The 17,742-nt window shown below is 38.4% G+C and carries 17 protein-coding genes; 5 read left to right on the forward strand and 12 right to left on the reverse strand.

Annotation, left to right across the window (positions count from 1 at the left end; all coding sequences use genetic code 11):
- The 7 genes from BTHG_RS16210 to BTHG_RS16245 form a co-directional block, all read right to left on the reverse strand.
- Positions 1 to 459: lactate racemase domain-containing protein (locus BTHG_RS16210; protein ID WP_010677783.1), on the reverse strand; the 459-nt coding region annotated here is incomplete at its 3' end.
- Positions 460 to 556: 97 nt separating this feature from the next.
- The gene (locus BTHG_RS26330) at positions 557 to 673 is read right to left on the reverse strand and encodes a 4-hydroxythreonine-4-phosphate dehydrogenase PdxA (RefSeq protein ID WP_010677784.1); all 117 of its coding nucleotides are present in this window, start codon (positions 671 to 673) and stop codon (positions 557 to 559) included.
- An 88-nt stretch (positions 674 to 761) separates the two neighbouring features.
- Positions 762 to 1,040 carry a Gfo/Idh/MocA family protein gene (locus BTHG_RS25175; protein WP_010677785.1) on the reverse strand — a complete coding sequence of 93 codons (279 nt, stop codon included), beginning with the start codon at positions 1,038 to 1,040 and terminating at the stop codon, positions 762 to 764.
- A gap of 139 nt (positions 1,041 to 1,179) precedes the next feature.
- Positions 1,180 to 1,911, reverse strand: coding sequence for a ThuA domain-containing protein (locus tag BTHG_RS16230; protein ID WP_010677787.1), 732 nt, complete (start codon positions 1,909 to 1,911; stop codon positions 1,180 to 1,182).
- Between the two features lie 138 nt (positions 1,912 to 2,049).
- Complete coding sequence (locus BTHG_RS16235) at positions 2,050 to 3,075, reverse strand: LacI family DNA-binding transcriptional regulator (RefSeq protein WP_010677788.1); 1,026 nt, start codon at positions 3,073 to 3,075, stop codon at positions 2,050 to 2,052.
- A 475-nt stretch (positions 3,076 to 3,550) separates the two neighbouring features.
- The gene (locus BTHG_RS16240) at positions 3,551 to 5,083 is read right to left on the reverse strand and encodes a fumarate hydratase (RefSeq protein ID WP_010677789.1); all 1,533 of its coding nucleotides are present in this window, start codon (positions 5,081 to 5,083) and stop codon (positions 3,551 to 3,553) included.
- A 115-nt stretch (positions 5,084 to 5,198) separates the two neighbouring features.
- A complete protein-coding gene (locus BTHG_RS16245; RefSeq protein ID WP_010677790.1) occupies positions 5,199 to 6,437 on the reverse strand; it encodes an MFS transporter in 1,239 nt (412 codons plus the stop codon).
- 136 nt (positions 6,438 to 6,573) lie between these two features.
- On the opposite strand from BTHG_RS16245, the gene BTHG_RS16250 reads away from it, so the two are divergent.
- Positions 6,574 to 7,776, forward strand: coding sequence for a DUF4317 domain-containing protein (locus BTHG_RS16250; protein ID WP_010677791.1), 1,203 nt, complete (start codon positions 6,574 to 6,576; stop codon positions 7,774 to 7,776).
- Positions 7,777 to 8,027: 251 nt separating this feature from the next.
- Here BTHG_RS16250 and BTHG_RS16260 read toward each other — a convergent pair whose 3' ends face one another.
- Positions 8,028 to 8,216: an SE1561 family protein gene (locus BTHG_RS16260; RefSeq protein WP_010677792.1), complete on the reverse strand. Its 189-nt coding sequence runs from the start codon at positions 8,214 to 8,216 to the stop codon at positions 8,028 to 8,030.
- Between the two features lie 132 nt (positions 8,217 to 8,348).
- On the opposite strand from BTHG_RS16260, the gene yfkAB reads away from it, so the two are divergent.
- Positions 8,349 to 9,479, forward strand: coding sequence for a radical SAM/CxCxxxxC motif protein YfkAB (gene yfkAB / locus BTHG_RS16265; protein ID WP_010677793.1), 1,131 nt, complete (start codon positions 8,349 to 8,351; stop codon positions 9,477 to 9,479).
- 88 nt (positions 9,480 to 9,567) lie between these two features.
- Here the strand turns inward: yfkAB and BTHG_RS16270 are convergent, their stop codons facing one another.
- The 4 genes from BTHG_RS16270 to BTHG_RS16285 form a co-directional block, all read right to left on the reverse strand.
- Entirely contained in the window at positions 9,568 to 10,386 is an 819-nt protein-coding gene (locus BTHG_RS16270; protein ID WP_010677794.1) for a YfkD famly protein, read from the reverse strand.
- Positions 10,387 to 10,488: 102 nt separating this feature from the next.
- Positions 10,489 to 11,106, reverse strand: coding sequence for a YczE/YyaS/YitT family protein (locus BTHG_RS16275; protein WP_010677795.1), 618 nt, complete (start codon positions 11,104 to 11,106; stop codon positions 10,489 to 10,491).
- Positions 11,107 to 11,475: 369 nt separating this feature from the next.
- Entirely contained in the window at positions 11,476 to 12,540 is a 1,065-nt protein-coding gene (cax, locus tag BTHG_RS16280; protein WP_010677796.1) for a calcium/proton exchanger, read from the reverse strand.
- Between the two features lie 254 nt (positions 12,541 to 12,794).
- Positions 12,795 to 13,181, reverse strand: a complete 387-nt coding sequence (locus tag BTHG_RS16285; protein ID WP_010677797.1) for an OsmC family protein — start codon at positions 13,179 to 13,181, stop codon at positions 12,795 to 12,797.
- Between the two features lie 412 nt (positions 13,182 to 13,593).
- Here BTHG_RS16285 and BTHG_RS16290 point away from each other — a divergent pair, with 412 nt between their 5' ends.
- From BTHG_RS16290 to BTHG_RS16300, 3 genes are all read left to right on the forward strand, one after another.
- Complete coding sequence (locus tag BTHG_RS16290) at positions 13,594 to 14,757, forward strand: MFS transporter (protein WP_010677798.1); 1,164 nt, start codon at positions 13,594 to 13,596, stop codon at positions 14,755 to 14,757.
- 158 nt (positions 14,758 to 14,915) lie between these two features.
- Complete coding sequence (locus tag BTHG_RS25180) at positions 14,916 to 15,062, forward strand: BH0509 family protein (protein ID WP_010677799.1); 147 nt, start codon at positions 14,916 to 14,918, stop codon at positions 15,060 to 15,062.
- Between the two features lie 519 nt (positions 15,063 to 15,581).
- A complete protein-coding gene (locus BTHG_RS16300) occupies positions 15,582 to 17,516 on the forward strand; it encodes a heavy metal translocating P-type ATPase (protein ID WP_010677800.1) in 1,935 nt (644 codons plus the stop codon).
- The last annotated feature ends 226 nt before the right edge of the window (positions 17,517 to 17,742 follow it).

Below are 17,742 nucleotides of genomic sequence, written 5' to 3' on the forward strand. Positions count from 1 at the left end.
ATTTTTAAAATCAGTATGTGGCTTAACACGGCCCATAACGATAATCCCATCTGCATGATAAGCATGTTTATCTATATAAACTGGGATACCGTCCGAAGTTTTTCCAATCACCTCAACATCCATGGATGAACGTATTTCACATCCTGTTGAATCCTCAGTAACTCCTAGTCCCTCTAAAACCTCGATTTGTCCATGAGCAGTGGCTCCGCCATGACTTCCCATTGCCGGAATGATAAAAGGAGTTGCTCCCCGGTTGATGATTTCATCCGCAACACATTTAACAATTAGTGGAATATTCGCAATCCCCCTACTTCCAACAGTAATTGCAATTTCCATTCCAGGTTTAATTTTTTCATCAGCGCTTACTTGCTGGAATTGTTCGTTAATGGTTGCTGGAATATTCCTTATACTTTCTAATTGGAAGTTTTGCCGTATTTTCGCCATTTTTGGAAAAGCCATTGTCTGACACTCCTTAAAAAGTAAACCCTTATCATTTTTACTCTCGAATACTATAAAGAAGAAGCAAATCCTTTTACATTACACCTTACTCCATCATTTATTTAGATACTGTTTCAGGTACTATGTTAATTGCTTCCTTTAATGAAAGCTCATTTGCAATAATTTTTCCAGCAATATCAAAAGCTGTTCCGCGGTTAACTCTTGTACGATTCATTGGAAGACTCAATGTAATATTTACTCAAGTTCTAGATCTAATACTTTAATTTGTCCTTAATCAAGTTTTTTCCTTTTGTTAACATAAATTATTTTATAAACTGCGAAGCTTGTGTAAAACGATTATTACGCATAACCATCAAAATCTTACCTGAATTTTTTGCCGCATCCGCCATTTTTTGTGCCTCTATAGGGTTTATTGCATCTGGTTTCTCACTAAATACATAAACCCCCGTTTCTAATGCGTTTATTGCAATTTCAGAATGATAGAAATTAGGAGCACAAATATCTATCGCATCCAAATCTTCGTTATTCAACATTTCCTGATAATCTGAATAAGTCCGAGTAATTCCATACCTTTCAGCCACTATTTGGGCGTTTTTTCATTTGGATCACTAATAGCTACCAATTAACTTTTGGGTGGGTAATCCAGCCTTCTGTATGTGCACTTTGGAATATATTACCAGCACCTATTATTCCTATCTTTAACTTACTCATCTTCTTCAATCATCCTTTCTTAATCGGCTCTAAAGGTGTTGGTACATTTCCGTAAGTTGGATGTGTTCCTCCTTCATAAGAAGCCCACCGTACACCGTTACGGAGTATGGTTCGAACTCCATCGTGATAATATGTTGGATAAGCTTCATCGCCAGGGCGGAAATAAAAGATTTTCCCTAATCCTCTTTTATAACAACATCCACTCCTGAACACTTCGCCTCCCTCAAACCAACTAATCAATACCAATTCATCAGGTTCTGGAATATCAAAATGTTCACCATACATTTCTTCTTCTTTTAATTCAATAAATGTATCGATTCCTTTCACGATTGGATGGCTAGGAGAAACTACCCAAATTCTTTCCTTTTCACCAGCACGTCTCCACTTTAAATCACATGAAGTCCCCATTAACTTTTTGAAGATTTTAGAAAAATGACCCGAATGTAATATTATTAACCCCATACCTTCTAGTACTCTCTGATACACTCTTTCTACAACATTATCGTTTACTTCCTCGTGAGCTTTATGTCCCCACCAGATAAGCACATCAGTCTCATTTAACAATTCCTCCGTTAGACCATGTTCTGGTAAATCAAGTGTAGCTGTACTTATATCAAATTCATCACCTAAACCATCTGCAATAGCCATATGCATTCCCTGTGGGTAAATAGACCGAACCTTTTCATTTGTTTTTTCATGACGGTATTCATTCCAAATCGTCACTTTAATTTTTTTATCCATGGGTTACCTCTCTTTACATGTAAGTGTTTACATATTTTTTATAAATGTTTCTAAATTACTAATGAATCTCTTCTAGCAAAATAAACTTCTTCTTTTATGCAAGCGACTACAGAACTGTCACTTTCTAAACTAATTTAGTTAAACTTTTGCACCTTTTTTAAAGCCACATGAATCCCTGATTACTAATTTAGTTTCCAAAATAATATTTTTTTCTACTTCTTCTTTATTCATTATTTGATATAGAGATTTTGCTGCTGTAAAACCTAAATCAATAATGGGTACTCTAATGGTAGTGAGCCCCGGATTCATTAAGGAAGCGAGATAATGATCACTGTAACTTACAATCGCAACATCCCCAGGGACTTTCAAACCTTGTTCTCTGATAGCTTTAATTGCTGCAGCTGCCATAATATCATCTGATACAACTAATGCAGTCGGTACGTTTCTATTGCTAAGTATTTGCAAAGCTGTTTCATAGCTTTCCTCCCATGAAAGCCCACCATCGTATATCAAAGTTTCATCAAATTCAATATTATTTTTTTGTAGAGTTTCTCTATAACCTGCAAGTGCGTCAAGTGAACCTACAAATTTTATCGAACTGTTTATTAACCCAATTGTTTTGTGTCCTAACATAATTAGGTGGTTAGTTAATTGCTCGAATGCCTTTTTCCCATCTGTATTAACCGTATAAACACTATCTTTATTAACGTGACCAATTACAATAAACGGAAAATCATTCAATGATAAATAATTTATTAATTGATCATCTACCCTTGATGCCAACAGAATAAACCCATCAATATCACCGTTTTCAACTAACTTTGCACATCTTAATAATTCTAGTTCTTCTTGCGTTTCAATTATTAGCTGAATGTTAATATCCTTAGTGTTGCAAAAGTTCGCGATACCCTTTATTACTTCAGAAAAGAATGCGTTACTTGTAGATTGTTCTACATTCTTACTGGCTACGACACCAAAGGTCATTGAACGCCTCGCTACCATTTCTTTAGGAAGTTCATAACCAAGTTTTTTTGCAACCTCAATTACTTTAATAGCTTTTTTACTAGATAAATTAGTTTTTCCTGATAGAACACGGGATACAGTGGCTAATGAGACACCCGACGCATCTACGATATCTCTTAGTGTTACGCTTATTTCAATCACCTCCTATTTAAAAAACGAATCAAGATGATGAGCTTGTTTCATTTTGTTTCGTTTTTTCATTTTGTTTCATCTTTTTTAAATTATAGAATTAGTTTTTAGAAAAGTAAATTAACATTTAATATTTACAAAATACTAAATTATTAATGAAATTGCATACCAACAATGTAATGTTACCAAGTCTATTAAATCAGCTGTCCACTCATCTAAAGAATTATAAGTACGCCGACTAATTTTAACCACAACTTCTCTCAGTCTTCTGCCATTTTAATAGGATTCAGGTCAGTACCAAAGTGCAATCATTCTCCTAAGTTGCTTTTCGTTATCTATCAGTTCAGCCTTAGAATTTATATGGCTAAACCTTAATTGGTCATTTCCTAACCTCAATTATTTGTGCCCAATCCGCAAATCAGCTAAAATCCGCCGAACAAAAAAACCCGCTATGCACAAACGTAACGGGTTTTCCATAATCAATATATTAAGCAAATACACGCTCTTTGAATTGTTCTAGTTTTTCTAATGACGATTTGTCTACATCTTCGTGTAGGCTGTTGCCATGTGAGTCCATTGTGACAACGGCAGTAAAGCCTTCTACAGATAGGTGCCACATCGCTTCAGGGATACCAAACTGCATGAGATCCACACCATCAACAGACTTGATGCAGTCTGCGTAGTATTGTGCAGCTCCACCAATTGCGTTTAGATATACTCCACCATGTTCTTTTAGGGCAGCAAGAGTTTTTGGTCCCATTCCACCTTTACCAATTACCGCGCGGATGCCGAATTTCTTCATGATGTCACCTTGGTATGGCTCCTCACGAATACTTGTAGTTGGACCAGCAGCTTTCACGTGCCAATTGCCATCTTCATCCTTAAGCATAACTGGACCACAGTGGTAGATGATTTGGCCGTCTAGATCAACTGGAGCCTCGTTGTCAGATAGGTATTTGTGGATGGCGTCACGGCCAGTGAACATACGACCGTTAATTTTAACCACGTCTCCCACTTTAAGTTCACGAATTTGCTCTTCAGTGATTGGTGCTTGTAGTACAACTTCACGAGTTTCAGACTTTACTTCTACTTCTTCTTGTTCTTTTGAGAAGTCGATTTCTTCACCATCTTGGTATAACCAGTCTTTGATACCACCTGTTTCAGCATCAAGAGTGACACCTAGACGGCGGTAAGCCCAGCAGTTGTACGCAACGGAAACGAAGAAACTTGCAGGGATACGGTGCATGACGCCAACTTTACAACCAAGTAGAGTTGTTTCGCCGCCGAAGCCCATTGTTCCGATTCCAAGTTTATTTGCATTTTCCATGACATATTCTTCGAGTTTACGAAGCTCTTCGTTTGGATTTTCATCTTCTACCGAGCGGAAAAGCTGTTCCTTTGCTAACTCGTAGCCAGAAGTACGGTCGCCACCGATTCCAACACCAATGAAACCAGCACTACAGCCTTGACCTTGTGCTTGGTATACAGAGTGCATGATACACTTACGGATTCCGTCTAGGTCACGACCCGCACGACCAAGTCCTTCTAATTCACATGGTAAGCTGTATTGAATGTTTTTATTTTCACATCCGCCACCTTTTAGAATGAGGCGAACATCTATATAATCTTTTTCCCATTGTTCAAACTTAATAACAGGAACACCTTCACCAAGGTTATCCCCGCTGTTTTTACCAGTCAATGAATCAACTGCATTTGGACGTAGCTTTCCGTCTTTTGTCGCTTCCACAATCGCTTCACGAATCGCTGCTTTGATTTTTAATTGGTTCACGCCAACAGGAGTTTTCACTTTGAAAGTTGGTAGACCTGTATCTTGACAGATTGGAGATACGTTCACATCAGCCATTGAGATATTATTGGTAATTGTTGAAAGAGACATAGCAGCACGAGTACCGGCACTTTCACTCGCTTTTGCGCGAGCAACCGCTCTACGTACATCCTTTGGAAGTCTTGTTGATGTCTCTACAATTAGCTTGTACATACTTTGTTGTAGTTTATCCATCTGTATTCCCCTTTCCCTTTTATCCCCATTTTTATACGGTTATGTCCATAATCACAATTTTCATTATACTCCTATCTATTTTTTTCGGAAAGGGATTTGCAAACGATTCCAGATTTTATTCATGTGATTTTAGGTGCAATGTCGCGACCTGGGATTTTTCTTTTATAAGATTCACTCCTATCAAACCAAAAATTGAAAAAACCATCGGGATTACGAATCCAAAATAGTAGCCGGATGTAAAATGATCCAAGACATTTCCGAAAAGGGCTGGAAGTAATACAGCACTTAGAAATCCTCCCGTGTTTGCGAATCCAGACACCATGCCAGACTCACTTATCGGAAACGTTTTACGAGCAACAGCAAAGGTCAATGAATTTGAACCAAACGAAAATCCGATGATAAAGAAAAGCGAAATGAGCAAGAATAATGGTGGTCCTTCACGAAATAAAAGAAAAGTAGACCAACACAAAACAGTGACTATATGAAAAAACAGATAAGGGCGTTTAATTTTTCCCATTCGGCTTGAAATCCAACCGATTAATGGCGCACCAAGTAGCGCACCGATTAGACTGAACATAATCAGCTTACTTGCTTCTAGACGCGTCAATCCATAAATATCCATTCCATACGGTACTGCCCATGAACCAATAAAACCTAAATACCCACCAACTAGCCCAAAGTGGCATAAGAACAAAGCCCATGCCTGGCGATTTGAAAAAATTCGACGCAGTAAAATCGATGTTTTTTCACGCACAACGTCTTGTTTCTCAATAATTGGGTGCCCCGGCTTTTTTACAAGAACAAAATAGAGAAAGATTCCACAAAAACTTAATAAGACTCCTCCTGATAAAAAGGCCATCCGCCAACCAAGTTGGACGATTAATGCAGAAAAAGGGACTGTTGCTAATAGGAAACCGAGACTTCCTGTCATTCCTGCCACACCAATTAGTCGGGTAAATTCTCTTTCATTAAACCATTTGCTTAATATCAACACTAAATTAACCCAGATGGTTGCATCCCCTATTCCAGTTAAAATTCTTGCAAAAAAGAGGATAAATTCATGGGTACCAAGGCTGTAAATAATCGTCCCAACACCCGTCAAAATCGCACCTGTAATCAGAAAAAGATTGGGTCCGTAGCGATCCGCTAAAATACCCATTGGCATTTGCAAACCTGTATACACAAAAAATTGGATGCTAGTTAAAAGTCCGATTGTTGTTGCAGTGACTTGAAAGTCTGTCATCAATTGATCTGTGATCAGTCCAGGAGCGGTTCGCTGACTTGACATCACTACATACGTAAACAAAACAGAAGCAAAAATAACCCATCTAAATTTACTAGTTTGTATGCCCAATGTTATCTACCCCTGTTTGCTTTTTATGTTATATATATGGGTTTTTGTATAGGTAGTGCTCATACACATCTGAAAAAATCAATCATTACAATTTTGAACTTGTACATGTATAATCAAAAAATGGGAGTTGAGATTAATGAATAAAAAAGACATCGCAAACATCCGCAAACAATTTAAGTTAAATAATCAATACTTAAAAATCAACGAGATTTTCAATGTGTATGTGAAAAAAGAATCTAATGAAATTTACCACCATATTTGTCAGCCGTTTGAGCTGCTAGAACAGGAAGCCCAGGAATTATTTTTAGATAACTTTAAAAAGACACTAGCTGGGCAGCTTGATACGAAGCTGTTTGAGTTGAAGTTCCAGCATGGTGTTGAAAATAGCACCCGTGACCTTTTATACGATGGACTGCACATGGAAGATACCGAAGATTGGCTCGAGCAAATGCTACAACTTGTGGAGAAGATGTATGCTACTAAGGTTTATGAGTTCGACACAGTGGTTACATTCATCCGCGCAGAATATCGTAAGCCGACACGAAAACGTGACCCTGAATCAGAACAAGGCGGCTCAGATGAGGTTTATTTTAGCCCACTCATACTTTGCACGTTAAATAAAATTGATCAGCCTAAAAAGACATTGGTTTTTGATTATATCGAGAGAACATTTAAATCAAATACTGTGATGGACCCGGTTATTAACCTAACTTCTCCGTTAACAGGTTTCCTTTTTCCAGCCTTTAATGACAATACAGCAGACGTGAATCATATACTTTATGCCTCCGGGAAAGCAAATGAGCCTAGTTATTCTTTCATTGCCGATGTGTTGAATTGCGAAGATATCATGACAGCGGAAGATGATAAGATTGGCTTCGAAATGATTTTGAAGAATGTCATTGGGGACAAGGTAGAATCCGAAGTTATTTCGAATGTTTACGAAGAAATTGACCGGTTCGTTCAGGAAAAAGAAGAAGACGAGGAAGAGCAAGACAGTGAGCCACCAATGATCAACTACCAGGACGTGGAACGCATCTTGAAGGTCAGCGGCGTTGAAAATGTCGACACAGAAAAGGTGGAACATGCATTTAAAACCGTTATTGACGACGAACGCCATGAATTCAAGGCAGCTAATCTCGTTCCAAAATCAATCAAAATCAACACAAAGGTCGCCAAGCTCTCCCTAAGTCCAAAAGAGCTCAAATACGTCAAATACATCATGTACCAAGGCAAACGCTGTTTGTTACTGGAGATCGACGAAGACGTCGTTGTGGAAGGATTAACACTAGAGACGAAAAATCAAGGGGACCAGGGGGACGGTTCTTCTGGTTCCTTTTAATGGCAGAGAGCCAGGGAGCCACAGGGACGGTTCTTCTGGTTCCATATGCAAAAAAAACAGTGGATTTCGCTTTGAAATCCACTGTTTTTTTAGTTTGATGATTGATGATGTATCAGCTCTTGCTTTTAGGATTAGCGATATACGATTTACCGATTAACCCATTTTCGGTATACTAACTCTCACTTTCCCCTCACGTAACATACCAATAACAAAAGAACGCCCAGCACCAACTGAGCGTTCTTTAAACATCTTTATTCTTTCCAATCCTTCTTAAATATTTCGTATTTTCCCTCTAGGTCGTCTAGCATCCCGATTAGGCGATCGATATCCTCTAAATCCGTAGATTCAGGGTCTAATGAATCAATAACTTCTAAAAACATATTCAGCCTATTTTTTAAATAGGTTATTTGTAAGTCCTTATCATGAATCGCGTTTCCCAAGTGACAACGTTCCTTTCATTTTTCCATTTTTTTATTTTAATAAAAAGTGTCTACATTGACAACTATTATTCTTTTTCAATACAATGCCTATGGCGATTTGTGATTCACCAAATCCAAAAAAGGAGTTACATAATGGCAAATTTACAATCTTCTATACGAATTTCTCCCGCATATGACCCGTGGGAGGCTTATTTAGATGTTGAGGAATATGGCTCCATGCACCTCACCAATATTGAATTTACAACAACTTATCTCTGTAACATGAGATGCGAACATTGTGCGGTTGGCTATACTTTGCAACCAAAGGATCCCAAAGGCTTACCAATTGAACTCTTACTAAAGCGCCTAGATGAAATTCCAAAGCTTCGGTCATTAAGTATAACAGGTGGCGAGCCAATGTTGTCAACAAAATCAGTTGATAATTATGTGGTCCCTCTTCTTAAGTATGCCCATGAAAGAGGCGTTCGTACACAAATTAACTCAAATCTCACCCTTGATTTAGCCCGCTATGAAAAAATCGTTCCTTATTTAGATGTGCTTCATATTTCACATAATTGGGGAACGGTTGACGATTTTGTTGAAGGTGGATTTGCAATGATGGAGAAAAAGCCATCATTTGAGCAGCGTGAACGTTATTTTATGCGGATGATTGAAAATAGCAAAGCCTTATCAAGAGCTGGTGTAATTGTTGCTGCGGAAACGATGTTGAATAAACGCACTCTTCCACATTTGAAGTACATCCATAAACAAATTGTCGAGGACATGGAGTGTAGCAGACACGAGGTGCATCCTATGTACCCAAGTGACTTTGCCAGCAATCTTGAGGTATTATCGCTTGAGGAAATTAGAAGTGCTATTCATCATCTTCTAGACATTCGTAATGAGGATATTTGGATGTTATTTGGCACGTTACCTTTTTATGCGTGCAGTGACAACAAGGAGGATCTTGCCTTATTGAAACGTCTTTATCGTAGTAAAAATGTGACGGTACGTAATGACCCTGATGGACGCTCACGGTTGAATGTCAATATTTTTAACGGAGATATAATCGTGACCGATTTCGGCGATACACCACCACTTGGAAATGTCCAGACAACATCACTTCAAGACGCATATGACAACTGGACGCAAACAAAAGTAGCGAGGGAATTAAGCTGCCATTGCCCGGCAGTGAAATGCCTTGGTCCAAATATCCTTGTGAAAAATGCTTATTACAAAGAAGTTGACTTTACAAAACGCAAATCTAAAATAGAGGTACTTTAAAAATTCGGAAAATCTATACGGGCCCACTACCAGGATTCCCCTTCTCCCAAAAGAAAACAGGCACCTTGAAAGTGCCTGTTTTGTATTTTTATCTCGGAGTATCACTTACGAGGAAACCGTAGGAAACGTGGTCTTGGACAGGGATCCATGCGCCGATTCCTTGGTGGGTTACGTTTTTCACAACAATGGATTTTTTGCTTCCTTTTAAAACAAGGTAGACTTCACCATAAGTAACCTTCCCTTTTTCATTAACAGCTGGAGCATATGCATATAAATATCCTAGCTTCTTCGGTGGAACATTATAAATTTGGTCCTTTTTTGTTCCACCACCAATAATGGTTGTAAAGGAAAGTGGGAGCTTTGATTTATTCGCAGCTTTAATCAGCATCATTTTCTTTACATCGTCTGCATCTTGAATTTCTGCAGTTAAACCGCCTCTGACAATCTTCTGCATTTCCTGTTTATAGTGAATCTTATATGGAGATTTACCCCCACGATTGTCATAGTAATTCGTATTGATTTTTTCATATTCCCAATTCGTACTTGTTTCAGACGACTCATAGTTTAGCGGCCATTGCCCTAAGTAAATGGTCGCGCGATATCCCAAGGCAAGCGGTGTCGTCTGGATTGCTGATTCATTTAATATACGAATAAGGTCTGGATTTTCGATTTTCACATCAGCACTATTAATAAGCTCTTTTGTGAGCTTACTTGGTTGGAGATATGGCAAATCCTGTGTCGGGTTCGGATATGTATTATCCTGTGAAATGTCTAAAACAGAACTAGGAATTTTGAATTTATCTACATTTTCACCCTTCGTCTTTTTGGTACCTTCCGCCATTGCTGTTCCTGTCATAAGACCAAACATAAAAATGACGGCAACTATAAAAAGAAATTTTCGTTTCATAGATCGGTACTCCTTTCCTTGGCTTTGTGCTTAGTGTTTTCGAAGATTTCACAGATTATCCATCCTTTTATTAGAAATTATTGAAATGAAAAAAGCTAGCACTCATCCCCTGCTAGCTTTAACTCCTGTTTTCATCAACTTTTCACAATAAGGAAAAAAGAATTGAATAATTGGTCCGATTCCGAATGTAACAATTACGGTTCCAATCCCAATTGGACCACCAAACAAAAGTGCTAAGACTAAGCCAGTTGCCTCTCCAATTGTTTTTGAAATCCCAACTTTTAATTTAAATCGTTTGCTTATTGCGAGCATTAAATTATCTAATGGCGAAAGTGGAAACTTGGCCTGCAAATACACAGAAACCCCAAATGAAGCAATCACTAAACCTCCTAACAAAACGAGAATCTGCATAAACAATCCTTCTAGGTTTACATTTTTCAAAGCAACTAGTAACCAAAAGTCAATAAAGAAACCAATTACTATGATAGTTCCAATTGATAAAAATGCTGGCCGTTCCTTAAGTAAAATTGCATTTACAAACATGACGATGGAGCCAACAACAATTACCCAGTTTCCGACTGTAAGACCCATTGATTCCGAGAGCCCGACATTAAGCGCGTCCCATGCTCCTGCTCCTACATCCGCAATAATCATTAAACTAATCCCGAATGCTAAAATAAATAACCCAATGCAAAAGAAAGTGATTCTTCGTACAATCATAGTTGAGCTCCTAAAATGATTTATTGTTTAAATATTGCATTTATTATAATGGAGCCGTAACAATTAATCGATAATTTTTTATTTTTTTAAATTTAACAGAATATTTGTAATGTTAGGCAAATACTATATAGTATACCAAACTTGAAGGAGGGATAGGGAGACCATACCTTTTAATGCAAGGGGGTATGCTATCGAGTTGCCGGACGAAGAGATCACTAATGAATGTTATCCCTTAAAAAGTACTTAGAAGACTGCAAAAAAAACACAAACGACTCTGTGTAGATGATGTCTGCACAGAGTCGTTTTTTGGTCTAACGGCAAATTTAGTTGACCATTACGTCAGTTTTACCGGACGATTTGAACTTCCTCTTATAATAAGTAAAATCCAATCCCCATAATGGCGTATGCTGCTAAAAGGGTACCACCCTCAAACCAGTTTGTTTCACCATCATTTGTTAAGGCAATTGTTAAAAATACTGCTGTAATCATCGAGATTAACTCTGGCATTGAGAATACCAGTGCCATTTTGGTGTCGAGAAAAAATGAGATGAGAACGAGTAATGGTGCGACAAACATGGCAACCTGTAAGGTTGAACCTATCGCGATTTCGATTGCGACATTCATTTTATCTTTGTAAGCCATCATGACTGCAGACGCATGCTCTGCTGCATTCCCAACAATCGCTACAATTATGATTCCTATAAAAATTTCGCTCCATCCAAAGGATTCTGCGACGATATCAAAGGTATGTACGAGATTTTCAGAAACATACCCTACTGCAACTGTGGAAAGGGCCAAAATAATAAGCGCCTTCCACTTCCCCCATTCTGGCTCCTCATGTTCTTCGTTTTCCTTTGCCACCTGTGCTGAATCTTCTTGATAAATTCCACGATGGGAAACAAGTTTAAAGAAAAGTGCAGCTAAATAAAGTAGAATCAAAATTACTGAGATACCAACACTTAATGTAAATGTATCAGTATCGTTCATGTCCATAGAAAAAACCTCAGGAATCACAAAGGCAAGGATAACTGAAAAAATGAGTAGCCCTGAGTTATGCCGTGCATCATGGACACTAAATTTCTGACGCTTATACTTTACCCCACCAACCAAAAAGGAAAGACCAGCAACGAGTAAAAGGTTGCCAAGCACTGATCCCGTTAAAGATGCAAGAACAACTGTAACAAGTCCCGCTTTTAATGCAAAAATAGAAATAATTAGTTCAACCGCATTCCCAAAGGTGGCATTTAACAGACCACCAATTCTAGGTCCAGCTACAATGGCAAGGCTTTCTGTAGCTCTTCCCATAAAACCTGCCAAGGCAATTATTGTTAAACAGTAGACAACAAACATGATAACGGCAGGCCAATGTAGCAGACTTCCAATGATTGATAGGGGCACGCCAATCACAACCAAAATTAAAAAGAGTCGATTCATTAGGACACAACCTTCCTTTGACCTCCAAATACGCTTTGGCGTATTTGCGCTCGATTTTTTGGCCCACAGGAAGTGGGTCACAAAGACATTACCACAGGAAGTAGCGTACTTAGTCTTTGATTTTATTGTTCGAAAAGTATACGCCGGTTGCTTACCTTTATAAGGAAGCGTTCAAACACCTCTTTATAAAGATAAAACTACGCCCAACTTAGCGTAGTTTTTCTCTATAAAAATTATGTTCCATTCTTCTATTTTTATGCATCAAATAGTTCAAACGTCTCTGAAATTTCAATACTCCCCTTAACCGATTGAGCTATTGGACAATTTCTGTGTGCTACCTCGATTGACCGCTGAATTTTTTGCTCATCTAAGTCCGTACCTTTAATCAGATAATGAAGATGGACTTTCTCAACCCGATTCGCTTTCGCCTCATTTCTCTCAACTTCCGTTTTTATAGTGATGTCCTCCACATTCATTCTCTTTTTTTCAAGAATCTTACGAAGGGTTCCCCCACTGCAAGCCGCAATTGATGATACTAATAGCTGATAAGGCCTGAATCCATATGATTCATCACCCGCAACTTGCAGTTTCCCAAATTCTACATCTGTATAAAAACCAACTTCTTGCATTTTAAAAATCACAAAAAACGCCCCCTGTTCCTTTTGTTATCTTTAGTTTACTAAAAATCCTGCCTGAACGAAATGTTAACATGATGACACCTCGATGAAGGACTTTTTGATTGATCCATTGCAACGTTCGGGACTTCATCAACTTGATGAAGGACTTTCCGACTTTGCACCTCACGCGTTCGGGACTTCATCAACTTGATGAAGGACTTTCCGACTTTGCACCTCACGCGTTCGGGACTTCATCACCTCGATGAAGGACTTTCCGACTTTGCACCTCACGCATTCGGGACTTCATATTCCCCTTACAACACAAATTGCGCCTAATGTAGTGGGAACTCTACCGAATAAATTTAAATCTTTTCCATTTCCAACCCCTCATTAATTTTGTATGATTAGATTGGAAATCAAAGTGGGGGAATACAACATGAAACTACGTTTTTGGATTTTAGTAAGTATTGTGGCCGTCTCGGGGTTTAGTCAGGGCATGCTATTGCCTTTGATTGCGGTTATCTTTGAAAATAGCGGACTATCATCGACCTTAAATGGATTAAATGCAACTGCCCTATATATCGGGATTTTATTTGTATCTCCATTTATGGAGTACCCTCTTAGGAAATATGGCTATAAACCTATCATTCTATTTGGTGGATTGCTCGTGGCTGTCTCACTTGCCTTGTTCCCTTTATGGAAGTCGTTTTGGTTTTGGTTTGTATTAAGACTCTTAATCGGGATTGGGGACCACTCCTTGCACTTTGGAACACAAACTTGGATTACCTCATTTTCACCAGAGAATAAGCGCGGAAGAAACATCTCTTTGTACGGGTTATTCTTTGGTATCGGCTTTGCGACAGGTCCGTTATTAACACCATTAGTCAAGATCAGTGAAACATTGCCATTTATTCTGTCTTCTGTCCTTTGTTTAATCGGTTGGTTCTTTTTATTTCTATTAAAAAATGAGTTTCCTGAAACAGATATGGGTGTGAATTCATTTAAAGAAACCATCGATCGGTTCTCAAAAGCATGGAAGTACGCATGGGTTGCATTTTTACCGCCAATGGCCTATGGCTTTTTGGAGTCATCCTTAAACGGAAGTTTCCCCGTGTATGGACTACGAATTGACCTCAATGTCACGTTTGTGTCCATTTTGCTTACTTCATTCGCGATTGGAAGCATCATCACCCAGCTTCCATTAGGAATTCTTAGTGACAAATTTGGAAGAAGAAATATTTTAATGATTGTGCTATTTTTAGGATTTTTAATGTTTACCATTGCAAGTCTCTTAGAGCACTCTCATGTCGGGCTGTGGTTATGTATTACGTTTGCAGGAATGGCCGTTGGATCGACCTTCTCGCTCGGAATTTCTTATATGACAGACTTAATGCCGAAAACCTTGCTCCCGACAGGTAACCTTCTTTGTGGAATTTTCTTTAGCATCGGTAGTCTTGTTGGGCCGTTTATCGGAGGTTTGTTTATCCAATTCTTTGAAGATATCAGCTTCTTCAATGTCATCGGGAGTATTCTTCTTTTAATCTTTCTTGTCATTTCTGTATTTGGTACTAAAACCGCAACAAAAACGGTTGAAAATTGACTTCCTTTTTAGGGAGTCATTTTTTCTATGATTTCTGGACTATTTTTCCGTCTATTGTTGACGTTTTTTAAAAATCTGTTATATAATAGATTACATAACGATACACTGTATTAAAACAGAGGTACAAGACGAATTTTAATATTAAGGAGATGATAGGAATGAGTCGACAAGAACGCAAAAACATGATGGAATTTATTGAAAAAGTAAAGGGCATTGATAAAATGGAGCTAATGTATATGACAGATGCAGATATCGAACATATCTATGACACAACTTATTTTCTATATGAGGAGATTGCTGAATAGCATTGAGTATTGAGTGTCCCACCTTTTATAGGTGGTTCAGACTGTTGACAAACGTTCGCATACTGCGTTGCTTGCCTCGCTCGTTGTGCTCATTCGGCAACTTCTATTCGCGTTTTCACTCAGCTGCGCGCCTTGTCCGAAAAGAGCCTTCAAGACAGTCAGGAACTTGAGTTAAAATTTAGATATCCTTAAAAATTCGTGTAGACAAAGTCAGCACTGACTTTATCTACACTCTGTCCCACCTTTTATAGGTGGGTTTTTTATTGCCTTCAAATCCTAAATTAAAATAATTTTAAAAAGGACTTTTAAAAAACAAGTGATGTGTTATAATTAATAATAATTATAAAGTAAAAATCAGTAAAACAAACCGCTGCTATCGAAAAGATTGCAGTTTTCTTGTTAAAATGGCTTATTGATTGTGATTCCCTTTCTCAATTAGAAATCTTACGTTGATTACAATTCTCAATTAGAGTGGTTTAAATGATTATTTTTCTCAATTAGAAAATGGAGGCGATAAAAATGAACACTGAAGTAAAAACAGCACCTAGACCACAGCATGTATATAAAACAGAAAAACAACCTTCCCCATTCCTCGAAAAAGTAAAGCTACACGGAGAACTCATTGCAGCTTTAACAAGTGGTGTGTTAATCGCAATTGGGTGGACGTTGGGTCATTTTGAACAGAGTACTGCTTCGATTGTGACGTATCTACTCGCTTTTGTGATAGGTGGTTTTGCAAAGGCAAAAGAAGGGATTTCAGACACAATCGCTGAAAAAGAATTGAATGTGGAAATGCTAATGATATTTGCCGCAATTGGATCAGCCATCATCGGCTACTGGAATGAGGGTGCGATTTTAATCTTTATATTTGCACTAAGCGGCGCTCTTGAAACTTATACGATGAACAAAAGCCATAAGGAAATCTCCTCACTGATGGAGCTTCAGCCTGAAGAGGCAACCCTTATCCAAGACGGGATGGAAAGTGTCGTACATGTTTCATCGCTAAAAATTGGAGATGCCATTTTAGTTAAACCTGGTGAACGAATTCCTGCAGATGGAAAGCTTCTAAAGGGCGATACAAACGTGGATCAAGCAGCAATTACAGGTGAATCTCTTCCTGTACGTAAAACATTAGGTGACGAAGTTTTTGCAGGAACAGTTAACCTTAGTGGTTCCGTTACAGTTGAAGTGACAAAGCCGAATGAAGATTCGTTGTTCCAAAAAATCATTAAGCTTGTACAATCGGCACAAAGTGAAAAATCCCCTTCCCAACTTTTCATTGAAAAGTTTGAAGGTAAATACGTAAAGTTTGTGTTATTAGCAGTTGGTTTAATGATGTTCCTTCCCCACTTTTTATTAGCGTGGACATGGACTGAAACCTTTTACAGGGCAATGATTTTACTAGTGGTTGCATCCCCATGTGCTTTAGTTGCATCGATTATGCCGGCGACCTTATCAGCAATTTCAAATGGGGCTCGACGAGGGATCCTATTCAAAGGTGGTATACATCTAGAGCAGCTTGGAAACTTACATGCGATTGCATTTGATAAAACAGGTACTCTGACAAAAGGTAAGCCAGTTGTAACCGATGTGATTGTTTCAGAAACAATCGATCAAAACGAATTTTTGCGCATTGTTGCTTCTATCGAAAATCAATCCACACATCCATTGGCAGGGTCTATTGTGGCACACGCTAAATCAAATGGACAGAAGCTTGTTTCGATAGACGGAATTGAGGATATGCCTGGATATGGTGTAAAGGCTACGGTTGGAGATGCACATTGGTTAATCGGTAAAGCTGATCTTGTTGGAAAAGAAGCTGCAGAAACTTTTAAAAATGGCATTTCAAAACAATTGGCTTCTGAAGGAAAAACGATAGTATATGTAAAATCGGATGAAGAAATCGCTGGTATTCTCGCTTTGAAGGATGTTGTTCGTGATGATACAGTATCAGCAGTTTCCGACTTAAAGGATCTTGGAATCTTTACAGTCATGCTTACTGGTGACGGTGAAAAAACGGCTGAAGCCATTTCTAAAGAAAGCCAAGTTGACCAATATATTGCTGAATGCTTACCAGAAACTAAAGTAGGCCACATTAAAGAACTTATTTCAAAATATGATACTGTTGCCATGGTGGGTGATGGGATTAATGATGCACCTGCTTTAGCAACAGCGAATGTAGGTATTGCAATGGGGCAAGGTACGGACGTGGCACTGGAAACTGCCGATGTCGTGCTCATGAAAAATGACCTACCTCGTATTGCCGAAGCAGTTAAACTTTCGAAACGAATGAATCGCATCATCAAACAAAATATCATCTTTTCAATCAGCGTCATTACGCTGTTGATTCTCTCAAACTTCTTTCAATTCATTGATCTCCCATTTGGTGTGATTGGTCATGAAGGAAGTACAATACTCGTCATATTAAATGGACTTCGACTTTTGAAATCATAACAGGAAAGGACTTGACCTCATATGGTCAAGTCCTTGTTTATTTTGGGGACCAGTAGAACCGTCCCTCTGGTTCCTAATGGTAGCCGTTGCTGCCGTTTGCTGAACCGCTTGTTTTTTGTTTTGGACTATTTTTCTTTCCTTTTTGTTTCGTTCCACCGTCTTTTTTAGACATATAAAGGCCTCCTTAAATTGTTCTTACACCTTTATTATCTCTCGCTACCTATTT

It is taken from the genome of Bacillus timonensis (genome assembly GCF_000285535.1).
Taxonomy (GTDB): Bacteria; Bacillota; Bacilli; order Bacillales; family Bacillaceae_L; genus Ferdinandcohnia; species Ferdinandcohnia timonensis.

Bases quoted from the DNA above. Each gene is read 5' to 3' on its own strand.
- BTHG_RS26330 (WP_010677784.1), bottom strand. From the start codon at position 673: ATGAATCGTACAAGAGTTAACCGCGGAACAGCTTTTGATATTGCTGGA.
- BTHG_RS16230 (WP_010677787.1), bottom strand. From the start codon at position 1,911: ATGGATAAAAAAATTAAAGTGACGATTTGGAATGAATACCGTCATGAA.
- BTHG_RS16240 (WP_010677789.1), bottom strand. From the start codon at position 5,083: ATGGATAAACTACAACAAAGTATGTACAAGCTAATTGTAGAGACATCA.
- BTHG_RS16250 (WP_010677791.1), top strand. From the start codon at position 6,574: ATGAATAAAAAAGACATCGCAAACATCCGCAAACAATTTAAGTTAAAT.
- yfkAB (WP_010677793.1), top strand. From the start codon at position 8,349: ATGGCAAATTTACAATCTTCTATACGAATTTCTCCCGCATATGACCCG.
- BTHG_RS16270 (WP_010677794.1), bottom strand. From the start codon at position 10,386: ATGAAACGAAAATTTCTTTTTATAGTTGCCGTCATTTTTATGTTTGGT.
- BTHG_RS16275 (WP_010677795.1), bottom strand. From the start codon at position 11,106: ATGATTGTACGAAGAATCACTTTCTTTTGCATTGGGTTATTTATTTTA.
- cax (WP_010677796.1), bottom strand. From the start codon at position 12,540: ATGAATCGACTCTTTTTAATTTTGGTTGTGATTGGCGTGCCCCTATCA.
- BTHG_RS16290 (WP_010677798.1), top strand. From the start codon at position 13,594: ATGAAACTACGTTTTTGGATTTTAGTAAGTATTGTGGCCGTCTCGGGG.
- BTHG_RS25180 (WP_010677799.1), top strand. From the start codon at position 14,916: ATGAGTCGACAAGAACGCAAAAACATGATGGAATTTATTGAAAAAGTA.
- BTHG_RS16300 (WP_010677800.1), top strand. From the start codon at position 15,582: ATGAACACTGAAGTAAAAACAGCACCTAGACCACAGCATGTATATAAA.